Below are 22868 nucleotides of genomic sequence, written 5' to 3'. Positions count from 1 at the left end.
GGCGCTACTTGACCGTGCCGGAACGCAGCGGCACAAAGCGCACCGCTTCCACCAGGCGCGTATCGTAACCCTCGCTGGTGCGGGTGATCACCTGCAGGTTCTGCAGGGAGGTGCCGACGGGGATGACCAGGCAGCCGCCAGGTGCCAGCTGCAGAAGCAGGTCCTCTGGGATGGTTTCAGGGGCTGCGGTGCTGATGATGCCATCAAACGGAGCGCCCTCAACCCAGCCCAGTCCACCGTCTGCATGGCTGAAGCGCACATTGCGCAGCTTTAACTGGCGCAGCCGGGCACGCGCCTTGTCCAGCAGGGGCTTGATGCGCTCAATACTCCAGACTTCTTCCACCAGCTGCGCCAGCACCGCCGTCTGGTAGCCGGACCCGGTGCCGATCTCCAGCACGCGACTGCGCGGCCCCTGCTCCAGCAGCAACTCGGTCATACGGGCCACAATATAAGGCTGGGACAGGGTCTGCTGAAAACCGATGGGCAGGGCGGTGTCCTCATAGGCCCGATGCGCCATCGCCTCATCCAGAAACAGGTGTCGGGGCGTGCGCCGCATCACGTCAAGCACGCGTTCATCCTGCACACCCTGCTCTGCGAGGCGTCGCACCAGTCGCTCGCGCGTGCGCTGCGAGGTCATCCCGATACCCTTGAGATCGACGTTATTCACTGCGCCCCTCACGCTCTCGATATCCTTCCCTGTAATCCAGTAGTTCCGCCAACACGGCGGTCGCATAGCTGCCAGGCGGCAGGCTGAATGTCAGAACCAGCGACTCATCATCACAAAAGCGCCAGGAAAAGTCATCCGGCAACAGCCGCGCTGCACGATACGACAGCGTCAGGCCGGCGCGTTCCAGAAACTCGCACACCGCTGCCTCGGAAGACAGCACTGACTTCTGTACAGCCACCAGGGAGGGGCTCTGCAGGCTGGCGCCACTGCCCCAGAGCGGCAAACCCGGATGCACATCGCCGTCCACCGCGCGTTGCTGCAACGCGTCGTCCAGCTCGGTGCAGGGAAACAGGCTGCGGCTGCCCTGCAACAGGCAGACGTCCCCCTCGCGCAGACAGGCCCAAGTGTCCGCCTGAACCCGCTCCGCCAGCAGGCGATTGAACAGTTCACTGCGCAAGGCAGATAGAAACAGGCCGCGTTTACTGTGGCTCAGCTTGCGCGCCCCGCGCTGCACCCAGGCGCGCGCCTGCAGCAGGGTGGCGCCGCCGCGCCCGAAACGCTGCTCGCCAAAATAGTTCGGCACGCCGCGATCGCGTATGCGCTCCAGCGCACTCAGCAAACCCGACTTGTCGCCCTGCAGCGCACGCAAATGGAGTGTGAACGCATTGCCGCGATGCACGCCGCGCTTGAGCTTGCGCAAATGACGGCAGCAATTCAGCACGACAACTTCACCGGGCACCTGCAGGCGCTGCCAGTCGGGCTCGGCCTTGCCCGCCATACGCACGCTGATCCACTGCCGGGTAACGGCGTGACGATCTTTCAGGCCGCTGTAACCGATATCGCGCGGGTGTATGCCGGCAAGCGATGACACCCGCTCAACCAGGTCCGGCGTGGTCAAACCGCGTTTCTCGATGTGCAGAAATACGTGCTCGCCCTCCCCGTCAGGCGCGAAGCCCAGTTGCTCGTCAACCAGAAAGTCCTCGGGATTGCAGCGAATCAGCGCGTGCGCCTGCGCGATCGGACCTACCCGGCTCAGTTCAGGCATCATGCGTCGGCGGCACCCTGCAAGAGCACCACCGCATGTGCGGCAATACCCTCAGCGCGACCAGTGAAGCCGAGTTTTTCCGTGGTGGTGGCCTTGACGTTGACTTGCCCCACCTCTACCTGCAAATCCTCAGCCAAATTACCCTGCATGGCGCCAACATGCGCCGCCATGCGTGGCGCCTCCGCAATCAAAGTGGCGTCAAGGTTCACCAGTTGCCAGCCCCGGGCGTGCACCTGTTCAACCACGCGACGCAGCAGAATCCGGCTGTCTATGGCGGCAAAGGCGGGGTCGCTGTCGGGAAAATGACGACCGATATCTCCGGCCCCGATCGCGCCGAGCAGGGCATCACACAGCGCGTGGATCAGCACATCGCCATCCGAGTGGGCCACCAGTCCCTGTGTGTGCGCAATGCTTACTCCGCCGAGCACCACGGCGCTGCCCGGGCCGAAGCGATGAACATCATAACCATGCCCGATGCGTAAGCTGTTCATGCCTGCCCCTCGCGGTCGATACCCAGATAGAATGCGGCCAGCTCAAGATCCCCCGGGACTGTCACCTTGAAGTTGGACGGGGACCCCGGCACCAGCAGGACGGGATGACCGCCCCACTCCATCGCGGACGCCTCATCGGTGATCTCGACACCGGCTGCCAGGGCAGCCGCCAGCACGCTGTGCAGCTGGCCCAGTGCAAACATTTGCGGCGTCTGGGCCCGCCACAGTCCGCGGCGATCCACAGTCGCCTGCACGTAGCCATCGGCATCGACGCGCTTGAGTGTGTCGATCACCGGCTCGGCCAGCAGCCCGCCGCAGCCTTTCGCCAGGACCTGCGTCACCAGCCGCTCGCCATCCGAAGCGGCGAGGCAAGGGCGCGCCGCATCGTGTACCAGCACCCAATCATCATCATATGCAATTTTTTGCAGATAGTGCAGCGCAGCCAGCACGGAGTCGGCGCGCTGGGCACCGCCCTGCACGACCTGAATCCGTGCGTCTGTATCGCGGTAGTCTGCCGCACGCGGATCGTCAGCGGCGAACGCAACCACCACCCCCTGCATGCCCGGGAGCCGAAGCAAGGCCTCCAGGCTGCGCCGCAGCAGCGTTTTGCCACCTAGCAATAAATGCTGTTTGGGCTGGGCATGCCCCATGCGCACTCCGGCGCCCGCGGCAGGAATGACCCCCCAACACCGGGCCATCTCGCTCACTCCTGTGGCTCGGCGCGCGGTGCCTGTGTTTGCCCGCCACCGTCACTAGGCACCACCTGGTAGAAGACTTCACCTTCGCGCACCAGCCCGAGCTGCTCGCGTGCGCGCTGTTCGAGCCCGTCATTGCCCGTTTGCAGGTCCAGTACTTCCCGCTCCAGAACGGCGTTGCGGGCGCGCAGCTCACGGTTGATGGCTTCCTCGCGCTGCACCTGCTGCTGCAAACGATGCTTTTCGGCCAGGCTGCCCTCGGCGAACCACAGCCGGTACTGCAACGCGACCAGCAAAAACAGCATACCGGCCAGCAGGTACTTCATATCACCCGCGCCGGCCGGCGATTTCGGCGAGCCCGCGGTAGGCGGCACGCGTACCCAGCTCCGCTTCAATGCGCAGCAGGCGGTTGTATTTCGCTACGCGATCGGAACGGCACAATGAACCGGTCTTGATCTGCCCGGCGGCGGTCGCAACCGCCAGGTCGGCAATGGTCGTGTCCTCGGTTTCCCCGGAGCGGTGGGAAATCACTGCGGTATAACCGGCCTTGCGTGCCATGGCAATGGCGTCCAGGGTCTCCGACAGGCTGCCGATCTGGTTGAATTTGATCAGGATAGAGTTGGCCACACCGGTATCAATGCCGCGCTTGAGAATGCGCGTGTTGGTCACGAACAAATCGTCGCCAACCAGCTGCACGCGGTCACCGATCTTGTCCGTGAGCATTTTCCAGCCATCCCAGTCCGACTCGTCCAAGCCGTCTTCTATCGACACAATTGGGTGCGCGCCAGCGAGGTCAGCGAGGTAGTCAGTGAACTCTGCACTGCTGAAGCGCTTGCCTTCTCCCGCGAGGTCGTACACGCCGTCGCGGTAGAACTCGGAGGCCGCGCAGTCCAGTGCCAGCGTGATGTCGCTGCCCAGACGATAGCCCGCATTGGCCACGGCCTCGGCGATCACTTCCAGCGCCGCTTCGTTGGAGGGCAGGTTGGGTGCAAACCCGCCCTCATCACCCACCGCTGTGCTCAGGCCGCGCTGGGACAGCACCTTCTTCAGCGCATGAAAAATTTCGGCACCTGCGCGCAAAGCCTCGGCGAATGTCGGCGCCGCCACCGGCTGCACCATGAACTCCTGGATGTCGACGTTGTTGTCGGCGTGCTCGCCACCGTTGAGGATGTTCATCATTGGCACCGGCATACTGAGTGCCTCACTGCCGTTAAGTTCGGCAATGTGCTGGTACAAGGGCAGCTTGCGCGCCTGTGCCGCCGCCTTGGCCGTGGCCAGTGATACGGCGAGAATGGCGTTGGCGCCGAAATGCCCCTTGTTCTCGGTGCCATCGGCGTCGATCATCGTGGTATCGATATCCCGCTGGCGGCCCGGGTCCATGCCCAGCAGCAGCGCACGAATGTCCTTGTTGACGTGGCCAACGGCGGTCAACACGCCTTTACCCAGGTAGCGGTTACTGTCGCCATCGCGCAGTTCCAGGGCCTCGCGCGAGCCCGTAGAGGCACCGGACGGGGCGCAGGCGGAGCCCACCTCACCGCTGTCCAGGGTGACCTCGGCCATGACGGTCGGGTTGCCCCGGGAATCCATGACCTCAAAGGCCTGTACATTGGCGATCTTGCTCATTGCGTCAACTCCAGATGGCTGTTCAATCGATGGTGAGGGTCGGCAGTTGCTTGACCAGGCTGTCCACGGCCTGCACCTGCGCCAGGAACGGCTCCAGCTGGTGCAGCGCGAGCGCGCTGGGACCGTCGCACAGCGCGCGTGCCGGATCCGGGTGGGCTTCCAGAAAGAGCCCCGCGAGGCCCAGGGCCATGCCCGAGCGGGCCAATTCCAGCACCTGTGCACGGCGTCCACCGGAGGCGGCACCCGACGGGTCCCGACACTGCAGCGCGTGGGTGACGTCGAAAATCAACGGGCGGTCGTTGCAGGTCTGCTTCATGACGCCAAAACCCAGCATGTCGACCACCAGGTTGTCGTAGCCGAAATTGCTGCCGCGCTCGCAGATCAGCAGGCGTTCGTTGCCGCATTCCACAAACTTCTCAACCACATTCGCCATCTGCGACGGGCTCAGGAACTGGGGCTTCTTGATGTTGATCATGGCACCGGTGGCCGCCATTGCCGCCACCAGGTCGGTCTGGCGAGCGAGGAAAGCCGGCAGCTGGATGATGTCGCAGACCTCTGCCGCCGCCGCGGCCTGCTCCGGGGCGTGCACGTCCGTGATCAGCGGCACGCCGAACTCCGCTTTCACCGCCGCCAGAATCGCCAGCCCCTCTTCCAACCCGGGGCCGCGAAAGGAATGAATCGAGGAGCGATTGGCCTTGTCGTAGGAGGCCTTGAACACCAGCGGGATCGACAGGCGCGCGCAGACGTCGACGTAGTGTTCCGCCACGCGCAGGGCGAAGTCCCGACTTTCGAGCACATTCACGCCACCGAAAAGCACGAACGGCTCGCGATTGCCTATGGTGATGGCGCCGAGTTGCTCTACGCGTGCAGTCATCGCCTTGGCCCCGCCGCCCAATCAGCCGCGGGCATGCGCCAGCGCGGCCTCGATATAGCTGGTAAACAGCGGGTGCCCGCCACGCGGCCGGGAGGTGAATTCCGGGTGAAACTGGCAGGCGATAAACCAGGGATGATCGGGCAGTTCGATCATCTCGACCAGGGCGTGATCAGCAGACCAGCCGCCCACGCGCACGCCGGCAGCCGTGAGCTGCTCCACGTAATTGTTGTTGATTTCATAGCGGTGACGATGTCGCTCTACCACGCTGTCTTCGCCGTAGATGGCGCGCACCTGGGAGCCGGCTTCCAGGTAGCAGGTCTGGGCACCCAGGCGCATGGTACCACCGAGGTCGGAGCTGGCATCGCGCTGCTGCGTAGACCCATCGGCGTTTTGCCACTCGGTAATCAGGGCGACAATCGGGTGCGGCGTTGCGGCCTGCATTTCGGTAGAGTTGGCACCTTCCAGCCCCATCACGTTGCGGGCGTATTCAATCAGCGCAACGTGCATACCGAGGCAAATACCCAGGAAGGGCACCTTGTTCTCGCGGGCGTAGCGCACGGCAGTAATCTTGCCCTCAACACCCCGGTCACCGAAACCGCCCGGCACCAGAATGGCATCGGCACCCGCCAGCACAGAGGTGCCGTGGCGCTCGATATCCTCGGCATCGATGTAGTCGATTTTGACCTCCGCCAGGGTCTGCAGGCCAGCGTGCTTGAGCGCTTCGTTCAGCGACTTGTAGGCGTCCAGCAGATCCATGTACTTGCCGACCATGGCGATGCGCACGGTGCCACAGGTGTCGCTGAACTCGCGGCGCAACACGTCGTCCCACTCGGCGAGGTCTGCCGGCGGGCAGTCGAGGTTGAAGCGCTCAACCACAAACTCGTCGAGGCCGTAGGCGTGCAGCATGCCGGGAATACGGTAGATGGAATCGGCGTCGAGCAATGGAATAACCGCCCGCTCCTCCACGTTGGTAAACAGGGAGATCTTTTTGCAGGCGCTCTCCTCGATGGGCACGGCGCAGCGACAGAGCAGGATATCCGGCTGCAGGCCGATGGAGCGCAGTTCCTTGACCGAGTGCTGGGTGGGCTTGGTCTTGATTTCCCCTGCGGTGGCGATATACGGCACCAGCGTCAGGTGCATCAACAGTGCCCGGCTGGAACCCACTTCCACGCGAAGCTGCCGCGCCGCCTCCAGGAACGGCAGGCTCTCGATGTCGCCCACCGTACCGCCAATCTCGACGATAGCGACATCCGCATCGCCCGCACCCAGGATCACCCGGCGCTTGATTTCATCGGTGATGTGCGGAATGACCTGCACGGTGCCACCGAGATAGTCACCGCGGCGCTCTTTCTTCAACACGGTGTTGTAGACCCGTCCGGTGGTGAAGTTATTCGTGCGCTTCATGGTCGCGCGGGTGAAACGCTCGTAGTGACCCAGGTCCAGGTCAGTCTCGGCGCCGTCTTCGGTCACAAAGACTTCACCGTGCTGGAACGGGCTCATGGTGCCAGGGTCAACATTGATGTAGGGGTCGAGCTTCAGCAGGGTGACCTTGATGCCGCGTGCCTCGAGCACCGCCGCGAGGGATGCCGCTGCAATCCCTTTGCCCAAGGAAGAAACCACACCACCGGTGACGAAGACATAACGCGTCATGCAAAGCCTATCTGTACGCTGTGAACAAGGGCATCACGGGGCCTGCAGATGGAGGCTTGAAGCTGCTTCCGAGGCCCGCAAGACCTGCAAAAAGATGGGAAATCAGATTACCAGAAAGGCCCTCAGAGCTCAATCGCGCGGGCGTCTGTATTTCGCCTCCAGCGCACCCGCCAAACATCTTTGCCGCCGTCCCGGACAAGCCAGCTGCCGTCACACAGCCAGAGGTCCGCCACCGCCACCAGCACCCCATCGTGGTAGAGCAGCGGAATATCCTCGCGCCACCAGGGAGGGATACCCGCCTCCTGCAGCAGCGTTTTCAAACGCCGACTGCCCGCTCTCCCCGGCAGACGGCACCGCTCGCCGCCACGGCGCCAGTGCACCGTGAGCACCGAGCCTTGTGGCAGCCGAATGCCTGTGTCGTGCCCAGCCGGCACCAGTGACAGCTGCCCACCGCCGAACTGCAGCGACTTGCCCGGCGCCAGTTGCGCGCCCCCTGCGTCGCGCTCGCGCGCAGGGGGCAGCAGGAATACGCCATCGCCAAAACGGCGTAAGGCGTATCCCTGCCAGGTCAGCAACGGGCTGCCGCCCCCCGCGTGAAGCTGGCGCAAAAACTCCGCGACCGTGGCCCCCGGCGGCAAAGGCAGGCCCGCATCCTCCAGCCAGCCGCGCAGCGCCATGACGCCCGCCGCGCCAGGTCGCGCGAGAAGATCATGCAGGTCAAGTCCCGGGTCGCCGAACATGCTGGTCACCGCCTTCGGCGCGGGCAACAGGTCTTCCAACACATGTTCCGCGGCGCCCAGCTGATGCGCAGAGCGCTCCACGCTGCCACGGTAACCGGGCCAGCGCTCGGCAATGGCCGGTAACACCGTGTGTCGCAGGTAGTTGCGGTCCAGTGAGGTATCGACGTTGGAGGGGTCATCGATCCAGTCAAGCTGCTCGGCGACGGCATAGGCCTGCAGCGCGCTGCGGGGGAACCCCAGCAGCGGTCTGACCAGCTGTCCTCGCCCCAGTGCACGCTGCTGTGGCATGCCTTGCAATCCACGCAGGCCGGCACCACGCAGCCAGCGCAGCAGTACGGTTTCCACCTGATCATCCTGGTGATGGGCAAAGAACATCACATCGCCCGCCTCCAGCAGAGGCTCCAGCGCCGTATAACGTGCCTCGCGGGCGGCCGCCTCGAGGCCAGAGCCTGTTTGCCGTACGCTGACCGTACAGACCTCCAGCGGCACGTCCAACGCCGCACAAAACGCACTGGCTCGCTGCTGCCATTGCTCTGCCGCCGGATGCAACTGGTGATTGATGTGCACGGCACTGATGGGCGGAGTCTGCCCTGCGCTGCGCTGGGAACACAGCAGGTGCAGCAACACCGTGGAATCCAGCCCGCCACTGAAGGCGACCCACCAGCGGCGCGCGCTGCGCCAGGGGGCCAGTGCGGCCTCCAGCGCCGCGCTGTCAAACGGGGTCGGAGTTGGGGGCGCGGTCACGGCACCGGACTGGGCGGCGCTCAGTTGCCGTAGGACATGAGGCGCTCGTAGCGCCGTTCAAGCATCTCCTCGACCGGGGATTGCTCCAGGCGGTCGAGCTCCTTGATGAGGTGCGCCTGTATGCGCTCAGCCATCAGGTCGACGTTGCGGTGCGCACCCCCCATGGGTTCAGGAATGGTGGCGTCGACGATACCCAGTTCCTGCAACACCTTGGAGGTTACCCCCATTGCCGCCGCCGCTTCGGGTGCATTGGCAGTGCTCTTCCAGATGATGTTGGCACAGCCTTCGGGGGAAATAACGAAATAGGTGGCGTACTGCAGCATCGCCAGGTGGTCCCCCACACCGATACCCAGCGCACCGCCGGAACTGCCCTCGCCAATGACCACGCAGATGATGGGGGTGGCCAGCCGTGACATCACCGCCAGATTCTGCGCGATGGCTTCGCTGATGCCCCGCTCCTCGGAGTCGATCCCCGGGTAGGCTCCGGGTGTGTCAATCAGGGTAATGACGGGCATCTTGAACCGCTCGGCCATGGACATCAGGCGCAGCGCCTTGCGATACCCTTCCGGCTTCGGCATGCCGAAGTTGCGCAGCACCTTGTCTTTCACTGCGCGCCCCTTCTCCTGCCCGATAACCACGACCGGGCGCCCATTGAGGCGTGCGGTGCCGCCGACGATGGCGCGGTCGTCTCCAAAATGGCGGTCGCCGTGCAGCTCATCGAAGTCGGTGAAGAGACGGGAAATGTAATCCAGCGTGTAAGGCCGACGCGGGTGACGCGCCACCTTGACGATATCCCAGGGGCTCAGATTGGCGTAGATCTTTTCGGTGAGCTTGGCGCTTTTCTCGCGCAGGGTGCGTATCTCTTCGCTGATATTGATGTCGGCATCGGTCCCAACAAGTTGCAGCTCTTCGATCTTGACCTCAAGCTCGGCAATGGGCTGTTCAAAATCAAGGTAATTGGGGTTCATGCGCTCTCGGACTCAGCAATTCACAAGCGCGCAGTGTACAAAATTAATCCTGCGCACACCAATTCCCGGCCGACAGTTGCAGGCAGGTACAACCAGCCACCGCTGCCTACACGCCAACCAGGCTGATCATCACCCCCGCCGCTACGGCAGAGCCGATGACGCCCGCGACATTGGGGCCCATGGCGTGCATCAGCAGGTAGTTACTGGGGTTCGCCTCCAGGCCCAGGCGGTTGCTGACGCGCGCCGCCATCGGTACCGCGGAAACACCGGCAGAGCCGATCAGCGGGTTGAGTGGGTGACTGCCAAACCGGTTCATCAGCTTGGCGATCAATACGCCTGAGGCCGTACCGATGGCAAAGGCCACCACACCCAGCAGCATGATACCGAGGGTCTCGATATCCAGAAACTTGTCGGCAACGAGTTTCGAGCCAACCGACAAGCCGAGAAAAATGGTGGTGATGTTGATCAGGGCATTCTGGGCGGCATCACTCAGACGCTTCACCACACCACATTCCTTCATCAGGTTGCCAAAACAGAACATGCCCAGCAGAGGCGCCGCCGCGGGCAACAAAAGCGCCACCAGAATGAGCAGCATCAGCGGAAACACAATCTTTTCCCGCTGCGACACCTCGCGCAACTGGGTCATGACGATCTCACGCTCCGCTTGCGTGGTGAGCGCGCGCATAATCGGCGGTTGAATCAGGGGCACCAGTGCCATGTAGGAATACGCCGCCACCGCGATTGGCCCCAGCAGGTCCGGTGCCAGCAGGCTGGCGACGTAAATGGCGGTTGGGCCGTCCGCGCCGCCAATGATGCCGATGGCAGCGGCGTCCGCGAGGCTGAAATCCATCAAGCCGAGGGTGCTGAGGCCCACAGCGCCCAGCACGGTGGCAAATATGCCGAACTGCGCGGCCGCACCCAGGAACAACGTGCGGGGATTGGCCAGCAGCGGGCCAAAGTCAGTCATGGCGCCAACGCCCATGAAGATCACCAGCGGTGCCACACCGCTGGCAATGGCGACCGTGTAGAACGTATACAGCATGCCGTCGCTGAACCCCGCCGCTCCAGCCGCACTCGCCGCCGCCTGCTGCACCGGTGCCGCCGCCATTCCCAGCGCCTGCAGGAGCGCTTCGGCATCGCTGGCCACGGACTGGCCCAGCAACCTGGCCATCTCCGCCAGCACGGCGGGGTCCGCGCTGTGCAACGCATTTTCGGCGGCGGAATACGCGAGGCCTGCGCCGGGAATGTTCGCCAACACGCCACCAAAGCCGATCGGCACCAGCAACAGCGGTTCGAATTGCTTGCGGATGGCCAGGAACAGCAGGCAGAGGCCGATCAATATCATCACCACCTGGCCGGGCTGAAAGTGGGCCAGCCCGGTGGAGTCCCACAGACGCAGCAGATTGCTCATCGGGTCAGGCCAGGGTGATCAAAGTGTCGCCAACGGCAACAACATCGCCCGCCTTCACCTCGACGCTCGCGACCTTGCCGTCTTGCGGCGCGCGCACTTCGGTCTCCATCTTCATGGCTTCGAGCAGCACAATCACCTGGCCCGCGGCCACCGCGTCACCCAACTGCACGTTGACCTTGAAGATATTGCCGGCCAGCGGTGCCGGCACGGCAGTGGCGTCTGCTGCCGCTGCAGGCCGGGCTGCCGGCTTTGCCGCCGGCGCCTCCGCGGTGGACTCGCGCACGGTGTCGACGTCACCGCCGGCGCTGACTTCTACCAAGTACGACTGGCCATTGACCCGGACGGTGTAGATGCCGGGCTCTTCTGCTGAGGCGCCTTGACTCGCGGTTGAGGGCTCTTTGTCAGCCGCTGAAGGCTCTTTATTAGCCGCTGAGGGCTCTCTACCAGCCGCTGAAGGCTCCTCCCCCGGCGCCGGCTCAAAAGCCGAGGGGTCACCGCGGTGCTGCAGGAAGCGCAGGCCGATCTGGGGGAACAGCGCATAGGTGAGCACGTCGTCGACTTCCCGCTCGCCGCTGGCCAGCGTGATGTTCTTTTCTTTCGCCAGTGCGCGCAGTTCGCTGGACAACCCATCCAGCTCCGGCTCCAGCAGGTCGGCCGGGCGACAGGTGATGACCTCATTGCCCTCGAGTACGCGCTGCTGCAGGGCTTCGTCAACCGCCGCGGGAGTGGCGCCGTACTCACCCTTGAGCACGCCCGCGGTTTCCCGCGATATCGACTTGTAGCGCTCACCGGTCAGTACGTTCAGCACGGCCTGGGTGCCGACGATCTGTGAGGTGGGGGTGACAAGCGGGATAAAGCCGAGGTCCTCACGGACTTTCGGTATCTCCTCCAGGACTTCGTCCATGCGATCCAGGGCGCCCTGCTCACGCAGCTGGTTTTCCATATTGGTCAACATGCCGCCGGGGACCTGGGCCACCAGGATGCGCGCATCCACGCCGCGCAAGGAGCCCTCGAATCGCGCGTATTTCTTGCGCACGCCGCGGAAGTAGCCGGCGATGTCGGCGAGCTTTTCCAGATCGAGGCCCGTATCGCGCTCGGTACCGGCCAATATCGCCACAACGGACTCTGTCGGCGAATGGCCATAGGTCATCGACATGGAGGAGATGGAGGTATCCACGTTGTCGATTCCGGCTTCCACGCACTTGAGAATGGTCGCGGTGGACAGCCCGGTGGTGGCATGGCACTGCATGTGGATGGGAATATCGCAACTTTCCTTGAGTCGGCGCACCAACTCGTAGCCTGTGTAGGGCCGCAGCAGGCCAGCCATATCCTTTATCGCAATAGAGTCGGCGCCCATATCCTCTATGCGCTTGCCCTGATCCACCCAGGCATCCAGTGTGTGCACAGGACTCAATGTGTAGGAGATCGTACCCTGGGCATGGCGTTCCACCGCCTTCACCGCTTTCAGCGCCACCTCGATGTTGCGCATGTCGTTCATGGCATCAAACACACGGAACACATCGACACCATTCAGCGCCGCACGTTCTACAAAGCGCTCGACTACATCATCCGCGTAGTGCCGGTAACCGAGAATATTCTGGCCGCGCAGCAGCATTTGCTGACGCGTGTTGGGCATGGCTTTCTTGAACTCGCGAATGCGTTCCCAGGGGTCCTCGCCGAGGTAACGGATGCAGGCATCAAAGGTGGCGCCGCCCCAGGTTTCGACCGACCAGTACCCCACCGTATCCAGCTCAGCGGCCACCGGCAGCATGTCCTCAAGACGAACCCGGGTTGCCAGCAGCGACTGGTTGCCATCGCGCAGAACCACGTCGGTGATGCCCAGTGGGCGCTTGTTTTCAGCCATGCGGTTTCAATCTCCTCGAGGCGGGTTCAGCCATTGCGGCCACGTTGGCGGTGCTGGTGCACCGCGGCGGTAATGACCGCGATGCGCTCCGCGTCCAGCGAGGACTCTGCAGGCGCTGCGCTGGTGCGCCGCTGTGCCACAGCTTGCGACTCTGCAGGCTGCGGAAAAAAACGCAGGATCACCTGCGAGGCCAGCCCGATGGCCAGTACCAGCAGGGAGAGGAAAATCACCACCGCACTGACGCCAAACAGCATCAGCTCCACACCCTGCATGAAAAGTTCGTCTTCGCGCACAACCACGTACCGCTTCAGCTCACGTTAGCATCATAAATCATCTTGGCTGCGGGGCGCCAACGTGCGCTTCGCCCCCCACCACCTCCGCGCTTAACCCGGCAGGCGCACAGCGGTATACTGGCACACCGACCGGAGACCCGATGTGCGACTCATTCTCGCCCCCATGGAAGGCGTCATTGACGCCGGCATGCGCGCCCTGCTGACCCAGATCGGCGGGCTGGACCGCTGTGTGACTGAATTCGTGCGGGTCAGCGATCGCCTGCTGCCGCCGCGCGTATTCCATCGGCTGTGCCCGGAATTGCGGGAAGGAGGCCTTACCCCGGCAGGCGTACCGGTGTTTCTGCAATTGCTGGGCGGACAGGCACAACCCATGGCGGACAATGCGCTACGGGCTGCTGAACTCGGCGCACCGGGCATCGACATCAACTTTGGCTGCCCCGCAAAAACGGTCAACCGCTCCGATGGCGGCGCCGTTCTGCTGCGCGAACCTCAGCGCGTGGGCGCAATCGCGGCTGCCGTGCGCCGTGCGGTGCCCACCCACGTGCCGGTTACGGCAAAGATTCGCCTCGGTTTCGAAGACCGTTCACCGTTTCTGGATAACGTGCGCGCCCTGGCCGATGCGGGGGTCAACGAGCTGGCGATCCATGCCCGCACCCGCAGCGATGGCTACAAGCCACCGGCCTGGTGGGACGAAATTGCGCGGGCGGTGGCGCTGGTGGATTTCCCCGTCATCGCCAACGGCGAAATCTGGAGCCCCGAGGACAGCCAGCGAGCGCGCAGCGCCAGCCACTGTGAAGACCTGATGCTGGGCCGCGGCGTACTGTGCCGACCGGACCTGCCCAGACTGGTGCGCGCAGCCACTGACGGCGTGGACGCCCAGGGACTGTCCTGGCTGGATATTGCCGAGTTGCTGCAGGGCTTTGCGCAACAGAAGCAACGGGAGTGTGCAGAACGGCACGCCGCGGGGCCGGTCAAACAGTGGCTGGGTTACCTGCGTCATTATTACCCCCAGGCCGCGGCGCTGTTTGCCGACGTCAAACGCCTCACAGACCCGGAAGCGGTCTGCGCGGTCATTCGCGCCCACACCCCCTCGCGCACCGGGGAACACTCCACGGCCGTTGCCGCCTGAGGCAGCTGCATCAGCACAGAAGGTTCACGTTATGCCGCATACCGCATTCATCACTGGCGCCACCTCCGGTTTCGGTCGCGCCTGCGCCCACCGTTTCGCCGATGCCGGCTGGAACCTTGTTCTCAGCGGCCGGCGCAGCGACCGCCTGCAGGCAGTCCAGGAGGAACTCCAGGCGCGCTGCGCCGTGCACACAATCTGTCTTGACGTGCGCGACACCGCGGCAGTGCAGGACGCCGTGGCAAGCCTGCCGCAGCCGTTCAGCGAGGTGCACGTACTGGTCAACAACGCCGGGCTGGCACTCGGCACCGCGCCGGCACAGCACAGCGATCTGGAGCAGTGGCACCGTATGATCGACACCAATATCAAGGGGCTGACCACCGTGACGCATGCCCTGCTGCCAACGCTGGTGGCCCGCGGTCGCGGCACCAGTATCATCAATATCGGCTCCGTTGCCGGCCACTGGCCTTACCCCGGTGGCAATGTGTACTGTGGCAGCAAGGCCTTTGTCGAACAGTTTTCACTCGCGCTGCGCAGTGACCTGCAAGGCAGCGGCGTGCGTGTGAGCTGCCTGGCCCCGGGGCTTTCGGAGAGCGAGTTCACGCTGGTGCGCACCGGCGGTGACCAGGCGGCCTACGATGCGCTCTACGCCGGTGCCGACCCTATTCAGCCGCAGGACATTGCCGACACCGTATTCTGGCTGGCAACCCTGCCGGCGCACCTCAACGTCAATTCGCTGGAGCTGATGCCGGTCAGCCAGTCCTGGTCACCCTTCACGATTTCCCGGCGCTGATTTGACCTGAATCAACAGGTGACAGGGTCAGGCTTGCCCCCTGCTGTTAGCGCCCCCATCATCGCGGTAAGAGTATTTACCGTGAGGGCTTTGCGATGACTTCCACTTCACCACGCCACCGTCTGTCACCGGCGATCAGCCTGCTCACCGGCATCGCGTTGGCCGCTGCCGCCGGGGCCGAGCCACTGCGAGACCGCGCCAACGACCTGTTCAATCCAGTCCCTGCGATTAGCGACACCGCGACCGGCCGTGCGTTGAATCCGGATCAGGTCGAGCTGGGGAAAATGCTGTTTTTTGAACCACGCATTTCCGCCAGCCATTTAATCAGCTGCAATACCTGCCACAACGTTGGGTTTGGCGGTCACGATTACCTGCCCACCTCCATCGGGCACGGCTGGCAGCGGGGCCCCCGGAACTCGCCCACCGTATTCAATGCGGTGTTCAATGCGGCCCAGTTCTGGGATGGACGCGCCGCTGATCTCGCGGAGCAGGCCAAAGGCCCGGTACAGGCGAGTGTGGAAATGAGCAGCACGCCAGCACGTGTCACGGCGACGCTGAGCAGCATGCCGGAGTATTTCGAACGCTTCCAAACCGCTTTTCCCGATGCAGCGGAGCCCCTGAGCTTCGATAACATGGCGTTGGCCATCGAGGCCTTTGAAACCACCCTGACCACGCCGAACTCGGCCTTTGACGCCTACCTCAAGGGCGACGATGCGGCGCTCACCGCGCAGCAGAAAGCCGGCCTCGGCCTGTTCATGGACAAGGGCTGCGCGGCCTGTCACACCGGGGTCAATTTAGGCGGTCAACACTACTTTCCCTTCGGCTTGATTGCGCGGCCAGGGGCTGACATCCTGCCGGTGGGCGACAAGGGGCGCTTTGCCGTTACGCGCACCGCCTCCGATGAGTATGTGTTTCGCGCGGCGCCGCTACGCAACGTGGCCCTCACCGCACCCTATTTCCACTCGGGCGCGGTCTGGAGCCTCGAGGAGGCGGTTGCCATCATGGGCCGCTCCCAGCTGGGCGCCGAGCTGAACGCCGAAGAAGTCAGCCAGATCACGGCATTCCTGGCGTCACTCACCGGGGAACAGCCGCACATCGCGTACCCGTTGCTGCCACCCAGCACGGCTGATACCCCGCGCCCCGACCCGATGTGGAAACCGACCGCCGGCCACTAGGCTCAATACACAGGGGCGGCGCGCGCCGCCCCCATTGCTACGGCGTCAGTGAAGCCTCCCGCGCTGCCTTGAACTCCACGCCGTCACGCCATTCGGGAAAGTCGCGGCTGGATGTCAGTTCGCGGCCCATCTCCAGCAACAACAGCACTTCCTGTGCCGCGCCGCTCAGGTCCCAGGCGGGATCGTATTCATCCGATGGCTTGTGGTAGTGGTTGGCCACGTAGTCACGCAAGCGCGCATCGCCCCAGGCCTTGCCGTGCTCAACACTGTCGGTCGCATTGGTCAGGTACAGTGCCGGAATGCCCACCTTGGCCAGGGAAAAGTGATCCGAGCGGTAGTAGGAACCCTTTTCCGGATAGGGCTCCTGCACCACCACCCTGCCCTGCCGCTGCGCGGCACGCAGTAGATAGTCCTCCAGTTCGCTGTTGCCATAGCCCACCACGGCAACATCGTGAGTGCGCCCGAGGTTTCCAGCCGCGATGTTATCCATATTGAAATTGGCCACTGTTTTTTCCGGGGGAAACAGCGGATTTTCGGCGTAGAACTTTGAGCCTAGAAGCCCGGACTCCTCCGCCGTTACCGCCAGAAACAGCACCGAGCGCTCGGGCCGCTCCCCGCCGGTGAGAAACTGCCGCGCCAGGGCGAGCAACCCCGCCACCCCGGACGCGTTATCGCTGGCGCCGTTGTAGATATTGTCGCCGGCATCACCCGGGCGCACGCCGAGGTGATCCCAGTGGGCGGTGTAAATGATCACCTCATCGGGGTGTTGCGAGCCGGGAACCAGCGCCGCCACATTGTGTGACATACGGTCGGACAGGTTGTTATTGAGCGTCACCGAAGCCTGCATCCCTCCCAGGGCCACCGCCTCGAAATCCGCATGGGCCGCAGCTGCCTTGTCGGCGGCGTAGTCGCGCCCCGCCGCAGCAAACAGCCTCTGCGCCTGTGCTAGCGGAATCCAGCCTTCCACCGCCAGCTTGTCGCGATGGCGGTTCTCTGCCGTCAGGCCGATTTTGGCACCCGACCAGCTGTTGCGCACCACTTCCCAGGGGTAGGCAGCGGCGTCGGTCTCATGCACGATCAATGCACCTGCAGCACCCTGCCGGGCCGCTTCGGCGTACTTGTAATCCCAGCGTCCGTAGTAGGTCATGGCATTGCCGTTGAACAGTGCCGGATCCTGCGTGGCAAAGCCGGGGTCGTTAATCAGCACCACCACTGTTTTGCCGGTCACGTCCACGTCCGCATAGTCGTTCCAGCCCCGCTCGGGCGCGTTGATGCCATAGCCAACAAACACCAGCTCGGAAGCGGCGATACCGGTGGTGGCCACCTGCTGTTGGGTCGACACCATCATCTCCTCGCCGTAGGCCCAATCAGCATTGAAGGCATCACCGCGTATGGCCAGCACGGCTGCGGGGTCAGTGGTCACTGCCGTGATGGCCACTTCCTGTAGCCAGCTGTCACCATTGCCGGGCTTCGCCCCGAGCGCGGCAAAGTGCTCAACCAGCCAGTCGATGGTCATCTCTTCGCCGGCTGTACCCGGTTCACGGCCGGCGTAAGTATCCTGCGCGAGTTCGGCAATATGAAAATGCAGGTCCTTCTGCACCTGCTCGTCAACGGTCAGCGCAGCGGCCGCCTGCGACCATGCGAGCGTGGCACTCAGGCCACAAGCGGCGGCCAGGGTAGCAAGGGGTGATGTCATGGGAACTCCAGCGGTTGCAACAACGTGATGCGAAGCATAGACGGTTTCACCCTGCGCCGCACGAGCCCCCGTGGGTTACACGCCCTGCGGCTGGGGGCTGCGCAAAGTCACCGTATGAATGGTATTCTCCGACCCAGCGCCAGGCGCCCACACCCCATCACCACCAGGAACCTGTGGAATGACAATAACAGCCAGCCCCGCCCCCGCGGACGACACCGCCTTTTTCGGTCATCCCCGCGGCCTCTATGTATGCTTTGCGACGGAACTGTGGGAACGCTTTTCGTTCTACGGTATGAAGTACCTCCTGTTGCTCTACCTCACCAAGTATCACCTGTTTTCGGATGCCAACGGTCTGGAGGTGCTGGGTGGCTACGCCGCATTGGTGTACGCGATGCCCGTGATCGGCGGCCTGCTCGCCGACCGCTACCTGGGCATGCGCAAGTCGGTAGTATTTGGCGGGCTATTACTGGTCCTCGGCCACCTCGGCATGGCGGTTGAGGGTGAGCAGGCGCGCCTGGTCGGCGATACCGTGGTACGCGATGACCGCGCCCTGCAGGTGTTTTACTTTTCGCTGGCCCTGATCGTGGTCGGCGTCGGCTTCCTGAAGCCCAATATTTCCACCATTGTCGGCCGGCTGTATGGCATCGACGATCCGCGACGGGACGCCGGTTTCACCATCTTCTACATGGGCATCAACCTCGGCGCGCTGACCGCCACGCTGGTGTGTGGCTACCTGGGGGTGACCTACGGCTGGGGCTACGGCTTCGGTGTGGCCGGTATCGGCATGTTGTTTGGCCTGGTGACCTTCCTGCGCGGGCAGAAGCATCTGCGAGGCCTCGCAGAACCGCCCGTACCCGAGCGTCTGCGGGAGCGTGCACTGCCGGGTCTGAACAAGGAGTGGGCCATTTACCTGGGTGCCGCCGCCGGTGTTGTCGCCGCCTGGCAGATGCTGCAGTTCCACGGCGCCGTGGGCGTGCTGCTGAATGTGCTCGCCATCGTCGTGCTCCTGGGCCTCGCGTGGTTCATCGCCTTCCGCTGCAACCCGGTAGAGCGCAGCCGTATGCTGGTGCTGGTTGCACTGACCATCTGCAGTGTTGTGTTCTGGTCGTTGTTCGAGCAGAGCGCTGCGTCGATGACGCTGTACGCCGACCGGGTCATGGATCGCACGGTTTTCGGCATCAATTTCACCGCCGCGCAGTTCGGTTTTTTCAACGCGTTCTTCATCTTCCTGCTGGCCCCGGTGTTCGCCTGGCTGTGGACCGTATTGGGCCGACGGGGAATCGAACCCTCCACACCCGTGAAGTTCGGTCTGGGTGTGGCGTTTGCCGGGTTGGGCTTTGGCGCCCTGGTACTGGGTGCCGCATCCCCCAATGAGGCTGGCCTGGTCATCGGCTACTGGATGGTGCTGGCGTACCTGCTGCATACCGCCGGTGAACTCTGCCTTTCGCCCGTCGGCCTGTCTGCGGTCACCAAACTGTCAGTACCCGGTGTAGTAGGCGTTATGATGGGCGCCTGGTTCCTCGCCACCGCCTATTCGCAACACGTGGCGGCGCAACTGTCCAAGCTGGCGGCACTGGATCTGCAGACCGGCGCCGGTGACGTCGCCACGGCTCTGGCCACCTACACGGAACTGTTCACGAGTCTGTTCTACGTCGGCCTCGGGGTGGCGGCAGTGCAATTCCTGCTGGCGCCCCTGCTGAAGAAAATGATGCACGGTATTCACTGAGCGGCACAGGACACTAGCCATGACAAGCGCGGATCGCGAGTTCGACATGATTCTTTGGGGGGCCACCGGTTTTACCGGCCAACTGGTCGCGGAGTACCTGGCAACGAGCTATGGCGCCAACGGCACCCTGCGCTGGGCGCTGGCGGGCCGCAATGAGGCGAAGTTGCGGGCTGTGCAGGAATCGCTGATGGTCCACACCGGCGGCATAGCCGTTCCACTGGTGGTGGCCGACAGTGATGATGAGCAGAGCCTGCGTGACATGGTGGCACGCGGCGCAGTGGTGTGCAGTACGGTAGGACCTTACGCACGCTATGGTACGCCGCTGGTCGCAAGCTGTGCGGAGAGTGGCACTCACTATTGCGACCTGTCCGGAGAAGTCCAGTGGATGGCGCGAGTCATACCCGCCTATCAGGCCGCGGCGGCTGCCAGTGGCGCACGCCTGGTACACAGTTGCGGCTTCGATTCCATTCCCTCGGATATGGGCACCTGGTTTCTGCAACGTCAGATGGTGTCACGCCGGGGGGTGGCAGCACGCCACGTGAAGTCCCGGGTAGGCCGGAATCGCCGCACCGCGAGTGGGGGCACCATCGCCAGTATGCTCGAAGTTCTCGATGAGGCACGGCGCGACAAGCAGGTGCGCAGGCTGTTGGCCGACCCCTACTCCCTGTGCCCGGAAGGCACCACCGGCCCGGACGGGCGCGACCAGGCCGGCGCTCGCTACGACACCGACTTCCAGCGCTGGACCTGCCCCTTCATCATGGCCGCCATCAACGGCCGCGTTGTGCGTCGCAGCCATCACCTGCTCGGCATGCCCTGGGGTGAGGACTTTCGCTTCGACGAGGCACAGCTGTGCACCTCGCGGGCGCAGGCCCTGCGCAACACACTGGGCATCGGCGGCGCCATGCTGGGGCTGTCAACCGGACCCGGGCGCACACTACTGCAGCGTTTCCTGCCTGCCCCGGGAGAAGGCCCCGATCGGGAGCAGCGGGAAGCCGGACACTACGAACTGTTCTTCCACGGCGTACACCCCGACGACAGCGCCTGCGACATACGGGTGCGCGTCGCCGGCCAGCTCGACCCGGGCTACGGGTCCACGGCACGCATGTTGGCCGAGTCCGCGGTGAGCCTTGCCCAGGACCCGCTCACCTGCGGAGGCGGCTTCTGGACCCCCTCCTCGGCGCTCGGTGAGCATTTGCTTGAGCGCCTGACCTCGCGTGCCGGCCTCACCTTCGAGGAAGTGGCGATCGATTAGCCCACGCGACCGCACACAACACGGCCGGAGATCGCCCATTGCCTGACCAACCCTCTACGCAGGCCTCAACGTCAGGGTTGAAACGTTTCAACCTTGTGTTCTCGGGAGAGATCCTGAGCGGTACCGACCCGGCCGCGGCGCGCCGGCATTTCGGCACACTGTTCCAGATTGACGACCCGACGCGTATTGAACGCTTCTTCAGCGGCGCATCGATCATTCTGCGCCGCGGCCTGGAGCAGAAAGCGGCTGCCGCCTGGTTTGTCCGTATGCGCGGCATTGGCCTGCAGGCTCACCTGCAACCTGCAGCCGGGCTACCGCCTGTGTCGGCCGCGGAAAAACCCGGCAAGCGGACCCTGGCTCCACCCGCGGCAACAGGCACGGCCCGCTGGGGGCCCAACCCCTACACACTGAAGCCCTACCGTGCGCCGGCTGCCGTGTCCGAGCGCGCGCTGCAAGCCGGCAAGCGCGCCCACGCCGCCCTCGGCACGGCACTGCTGGCCATCTGCCTGCTGTTTGCGCTCACAACCCTGGCGCAGCTGTTGCCGCCCCCCCCCGCCGTGCCCGCACTGCGCGCAGCGGCGAGCAACGACGCGGGCGAATTGATGCTGGCAACCGGGCAGCTCCTGCTGCACCACGACCGATCCGGCGCCGCACTGGGCACGCTGTCGCGCTCACAGCTAGGGCTCACGGCACCTCTGCAGCAACTCCTCTGGCTGGATCGCGAGCGCCTGCTGGTGCAGGTAGCAACCACCGAAGGCGGCAACCTGTACCGCTGCGTGATCGCCGAGGCGCAATGCAGAGCCTTTGCCGGCGATCAGGGGCACTGGCGCGCAGAGGCCATGGTCCGGGTTCCCAACGGCCAGCATGTCGTACTCGCCGACAGCGCGAATGGCAGGTTGTTGCGCGTGGACGGCGCCGGCAATGTGGTGGCCGAGCGCAGCATCGCACTGCCGACCAGGCCGCAACTGCGCATCCACGACGGACTCCTGTTCGCGAACAGTGCTGCTGGCCCTGCCCTGAGCGTTTATCGCTATGAGGTCGCAGCGTTTGCCGAGCAGCTTGATGAGCTGCTGCTATTGCCAGCGGCCGCCGTCGCCGCCGAACTGGCTCACGTGCAGGACTTCGCGCGGGTCGGGGCATTTTGGTGGGCGGTGCTGGAGAATACCGAAACCGGCCACCGCGGCGTCTTCCGCTTCGACACACAATGGAATGCGCTGCCGCCCGTTGCCCTGCCCGCGCCAACACCCTTACTCACGCTGGTGCCCTGGGAAGAGCGGCTATTGCTGTTCCCCACCGGTGCGCATGCACTGCAGCGCTACGCGGCAGACGGCACGGCAGGAACAGCGCTGGAAGTGGAAGCACTCAAGGCGCGCGCAGGTCAACGCAGCCGGGCACTGCAGATGCGCGCGGTGTTGCTGGGGAGTGCGCGTATCCTGTTATTGCTGCTGAGTGTACTGGCTACGTTTTACGGTATCTGGCAGTACGCCAGACAGCGGGTGTTCGCGCTCGATCGCGGACGTCATGCTCCCATGCTCGGGCCGCGCATGCAGCACGTCGAATGGCTGCAAGCTGCTGCCACGATGAAGCGTCGCGGCTTTGCGGGCTGGATCGGCGCGCAAGGGCGCGGACACATCGGCCTGCTCGGCCCGCTGCTGGTGCTGGTCGACCACCGCGGGGTCTATCATGCCGGCAACGGCATACAGGTTCAGCGGCATCCGCGGTTCCTGCGTATCGAAGGGGTTCAGGTGCCCACGGGCTCCGCCAGGAAACCGCTTTTCCAGGCTTCTCGCTGGCCCGATGTCGAAAGGCTACTCTCCGGCTGTAGCCGTGGCGACACCGCCGGCGTTGTGGTCACGATGCTGGAGGCCAGACAGCCGCTGGCATTGGCGTGCGCCGCCATGCTGGTTCTGCTCGTTAGCGCTTTGGTACTGGGCCTGATGGCCTGAGCATGCTGCGCCAAACACGGCGCGGGCGGGGCAAATTCGTTATACTCGGCGGGCGCAAACGCCTCACCAGACGGCAGCACACGCGGACA

General features: G+C 64.1%; 20 protein-coding genes. 6 read left to right on the top strand and 14 right to left on the bottom strand.

Features of this window, described 5'->3' with window-relative positions:
• Nucleotides 1-4: 4 nt before the first annotated feature.
• The 13 genes from EGJ68_RS09010 to EGJ68_RS08950 all read right to left on the bottom strand — a co-directional run bounded on the left by EGJ68_RS09010 (nucleotide 5) and on the right by EGJ68_RS08950 (nucleotide 13065).
• Nucleotides 5-667, bottom strand: a complete 663-nt coding sequence (locus EGJ68_RS09010; protein WP_123034243.1) for a protein-L-isoaspartate(D-aspartate) O-methyltransferase — start codon at nucleotides 665-667, stop codon at nucleotides 5-7.
• Nucleotides 660-1715, bottom strand: a complete 1056-nt coding sequence (gene truD / locus EGJ68_RS09005; protein WP_123034242.1) for a tRNA pseudouridine(13) synthase TruD — start codon at nucleotides 1713-1715, stop codon at nucleotides 660-662. Before truD ends, EGJ68_RS09010 begins: the two co-directional genes overlap by 8 nt.
• Nucleotides 1712-2203 carry a 2-C-methyl-D-erythritol 2,4-cyclodiphosphate synthase gene (gene ispF, locus EGJ68_RS09000; protein ID WP_123034241.1) on the bottom strand — a complete coding sequence of 164 codons (492 nt, stop codon included), beginning with the start codon at nucleotides 2201-2203 and terminating at the stop codon, nucleotides 1712-1714. The genes truD and ispF overlap by 4 nt, the downstream gene beginning before the upstream one ends.
• Entirely contained in the window at nucleotides 2200-2901 is a 702-nt protein-coding gene (ispD, locus tag EGJ68_RS08995) for a 2-C-methyl-D-erythritol 4-phosphate cytidylyltransferase (RefSeq protein WP_199227995.1), read from the bottom strand. Before ispD ends, ispF begins: the two co-directional genes overlap by 4 nt.
• Before the next feature lie 5 nt (nucleotides 2902-2906).
• Nucleotides 2907-3224 (bottom strand): septum formation initiator family protein, encoded by a 318-nt coding sequence (locus tag EGJ68_RS08990; protein WP_123034239.1) that lies wholly within the window; start codon nucleotides 3222-3224, stop codon nucleotides 2907-2909.
• A gap of 1 nt (nucleotide 3225) precedes the next feature.
• Nucleotides 3226-4521 carry a phosphopyruvate hydratase gene (gene eno / locus EGJ68_RS08985; protein ID WP_123034238.1) on the bottom strand — a complete coding sequence of 432 codons (1296 nt, stop codon included), beginning with the start codon at nucleotides 4519-4521 and terminating at the stop codon, nucleotides 3226-3228.
• A 22-nt stretch (nucleotides 4522-4543) separates the two neighbouring features.
• Nucleotides 4544-5395, bottom strand: coding sequence for a 3-deoxy-8-phosphooctulonate synthase (kdsA, locus tag EGJ68_RS08980; RefSeq protein WP_123034830.1), 852 nt, complete (start codon nucleotides 5393-5395; stop codon nucleotides 4544-4546).
• 21 nt (nucleotides 5396-5416) lie between these two features.
• The gene (locus EGJ68_RS08975; RefSeq protein ID WP_123034237.1) at nucleotides 5417-7045 is read right to left on the bottom strand and encodes a CTP synthase; all 1629 of its coding nucleotides are present in this window, start codon (nucleotides 7043-7045) and stop codon (nucleotides 5417-5419) included.
• A gap of 122 nt (nucleotides 7046-7167) precedes the next feature.
• Nucleotides 7168-8529 carry a tRNA lysidine(34) synthetase TilS gene (tilS, locus tag EGJ68_RS08970; protein WP_123034236.1) on the bottom strand — a complete coding sequence of 454 codons (1362 nt, stop codon included), beginning with the start codon at nucleotides 8527-8529 and terminating at the stop codon, nucleotides 7168-7170.
• Between the two features lie 20 nt (nucleotides 8530-8549).
• Nucleotides 8550-9497 carry an acetyl-CoA carboxylase carboxyl transferase subunit alpha gene (gene accA / locus EGJ68_RS08965; protein ID WP_027949215.1) on the bottom strand — a complete coding sequence of 316 codons (948 nt, stop codon included), beginning with the start codon at nucleotides 9495-9497 and terminating at the stop codon, nucleotides 8550-8552.
• Between the two features lie 106 nt (nucleotides 9498-9603).
• On the bottom strand, nucleotides 9604-10908 hold the full coding sequence (locus EGJ68_RS08960; RefSeq protein ID WP_123034235.1) for a sodium ion-translocating decarboxylase subunit beta: 1305 nt from the start codon (nucleotides 10906-10908) through the stop codon (nucleotides 9604-9606).
• Nucleotides 10909-10912: 4 nt separating this feature from the next.
• A complete protein-coding gene (oadA, locus tag EGJ68_RS08955) occupies nucleotides 10913-12772 on the bottom strand; it encodes a sodium-extruding oxaloacetate decarboxylase subunit alpha (RefSeq protein ID WP_123034234.1) in 1860 nt (619 codons plus the stop codon).
• A gap of 26 nt (nucleotides 12773-12798) precedes the next feature.
• The gene (locus EGJ68_RS08950) at nucleotides 12799-13065 is read right to left on the bottom strand and encodes an OadG family protein (RefSeq protein WP_123034829.1); all 267 of its coding nucleotides are present in this window, start codon (nucleotides 13063-13065) and stop codon (nucleotides 12799-12801) included.
• 142 nt (nucleotides 13066-13207) lie between these two features.
• On the opposite strand from EGJ68_RS08950, the gene EGJ68_RS08945 reads away from it, so the two are divergent.
• From EGJ68_RS08945 to EGJ68_RS08935, 3 genes are all read left to right on the top strand, one after another.
• Nucleotides 13208-14194: a tRNA dihydrouridine synthase gene (locus EGJ68_RS08945; protein WP_199227994.1), complete on the top strand. Its 987-nt coding sequence runs from the start codon at nucleotides 13208-13210 to the stop codon at nucleotides 14192-14194.
• A gap of 31 nt (nucleotides 14195-14225) precedes the next feature.
• A complete protein-coding gene (locus EGJ68_RS08940) occupies nucleotides 14226-14984 on the top strand; it encodes an SDR family NAD(P)-dependent oxidoreductase (protein ID WP_123034232.1) in 759 nt (252 codons plus the stop codon).
• A 95-nt stretch (nucleotides 14985-15079) separates the two neighbouring features.
• Nucleotides 15080-16159, top strand: a complete 1080-nt coding sequence (locus tag EGJ68_RS08935; protein ID WP_199227993.1) for a cytochrome-c peroxidase — start codon at nucleotides 15080-15082, stop codon at nucleotides 16157-16159.
• 37 nt (nucleotides 16160-16196) lie between these two features.
• On the opposite strand, the gene EGJ68_RS08930 is transcribed toward EGJ68_RS08935, so the two are convergent.
• Nucleotides 16197-17855 (bottom strand): M28 family metallopeptidase, encoded by a 1659-nt coding sequence (locus tag EGJ68_RS08930; RefSeq protein WP_123034231.1) that lies wholly within the window; start codon nucleotides 17853-17855, stop codon nucleotides 16197-16199.
• Nucleotides 17856-18033: 178 nt separating this feature from the next.
• Here EGJ68_RS08930 and EGJ68_RS08925 point away from each other — a divergent pair, with 178 nt between their 5' ends.
• Genes EGJ68_RS08925 through EGJ68_RS08915 form a run of 3 tightly spaced genes read left to right on the top strand, consistent with a single transcriptional unit; the run spans nucleotide 18034 to nucleotide 22779 of the window.
• Nucleotides 18034-19581 carry a peptide MFS transporter gene (locus EGJ68_RS08925; protein ID WP_123034230.1) on the top strand — a complete coding sequence of 516 codons (1548 nt, stop codon included), beginning with the start codon at nucleotides 18034-18036 and terminating at the stop codon, nucleotides 19579-19581.
• A 19-nt stretch (nucleotides 19582-19600) separates the two neighbouring features.
• Nucleotides 19601-20833, top strand: a complete 1233-nt coding sequence (locus EGJ68_RS08920; protein ID WP_123034229.1) for a saccharopine dehydrogenase family protein — start codon at nucleotides 19601-19603, stop codon at nucleotides 20831-20833.
• Between the two features lie 38 nt (nucleotides 20834-20871).
• Entirely contained in the window at nucleotides 20872-22779 is a 1908-nt protein-coding gene (locus tag EGJ68_RS08915) for a hypothetical protein (protein WP_158283591.1), read from the top strand.
• Nucleotides 22780-22868 lie beyond the last annotated feature (89 nt).

Source organism: Haliea alexandrii (assembly GCF_003719295.1).
Lineage (GTDB): Bacteria > Pseudomonadota > Gammaproteobacteria > Pseudomonadales > Halieaceae > Haliea > Haliea alexandrii.
This window is presented reverse-complemented; position numbering and strand designations above follow the sequence as displayed.

Coding starts and splice junctions, on each gene's coding strand:
- ispF (WP_123034241.1), bottom strand. CDS start 2,203: ATGAACAGCTTACGCATCGGGCATGGTTATGATGTTCATCGCTTCGGC.
- EGJ68_RS08990 (WP_123034239.1), bottom strand. CDS start 3,224: ATGAAGTACCTGCTGGCCGGTATGCTGTTTTTGCTGGTCGCGTTGCAG.
- EGJ68_RS08940 (WP_123034232.1), top strand. CDS start 14,226: ATGCCGCATACCGCATTCATCACTGGCGCCACCTCCGGTTTCGGTCGC.
- truD (WP_123034242.1), bottom strand. CDS start 1,715: ATGATGCCTGAACTGAGCCGGGTAGGTCCGATCGCGCAGGCGCACGCG.
- EGJ68_RS08925 (WP_123034230.1), top strand. CDS start 18,034: ATGACAATAACAGCCAGCCCCGCCCCCGCGGACGACACCGCCTTTTTC.
- EGJ68_RS08920 (WP_123034229.1), top strand. CDS start 19,601: ATGACAAGCGCGGATCGCGAGTTCGACATGATTCTTTGGGGGGCCACC.
- kdsA (WP_123034830.1), bottom strand. CDS start 5,395: ATGACTGCACGCGTAGAGCAACTCGGCGCCATCACCATAGGCAATCGC.
- ispD (WP_199227995.1), bottom strand. CDS start 2,901: ATGGCCCGGTGTTGGGGGGTCATTCCTGCCGCGGGCGCCGGAGTGCGC.
- oadA (WP_123034234.1), bottom strand. CDS start 12,772: ATGGCTGAAAACAAGCGCCCACTGGGCATCACCGACGTGGTTCTGCGC.
- accA (WP_027949215.1), bottom strand. CDS start 9,497: ATGAACCCCAATTACCTTGATTTTGAACAGCCCATTGCCGAGCTTGAG.
- EGJ68_RS08975 (WP_123034237.1), bottom strand. CDS start 7,045: ATGACGCGTTATGTCTTCGTCACCGGTGGTGTGGTTTCTTCCTTGGGC.
- EGJ68_RS08935 (WP_199227993.1), top strand. CDS start 15,080: ATGACTTCCACTTCACCACGCCACCGTCTGTCACCGGCGATCAGCCTG.
- eno (WP_123034238.1), bottom strand. CDS start 4,521: ATGAGCAAGATCGCCAATGTACAGGCCTTTGAGGTCATGGATTCCCGG.
- EGJ68_RS08930 (WP_123034231.1), bottom strand. CDS start 17,855: ATGACATCACCCCTTGCTACCCTGGCCGCCGCTTGTGGCCTGAGTGCC.
- EGJ68_RS08960 (WP_123034235.1), bottom strand. CDS start 10,908: ATGAGCAATCTGCTGCGTCTGTGGGACTCCACCGGGCTGGCCCACTTT.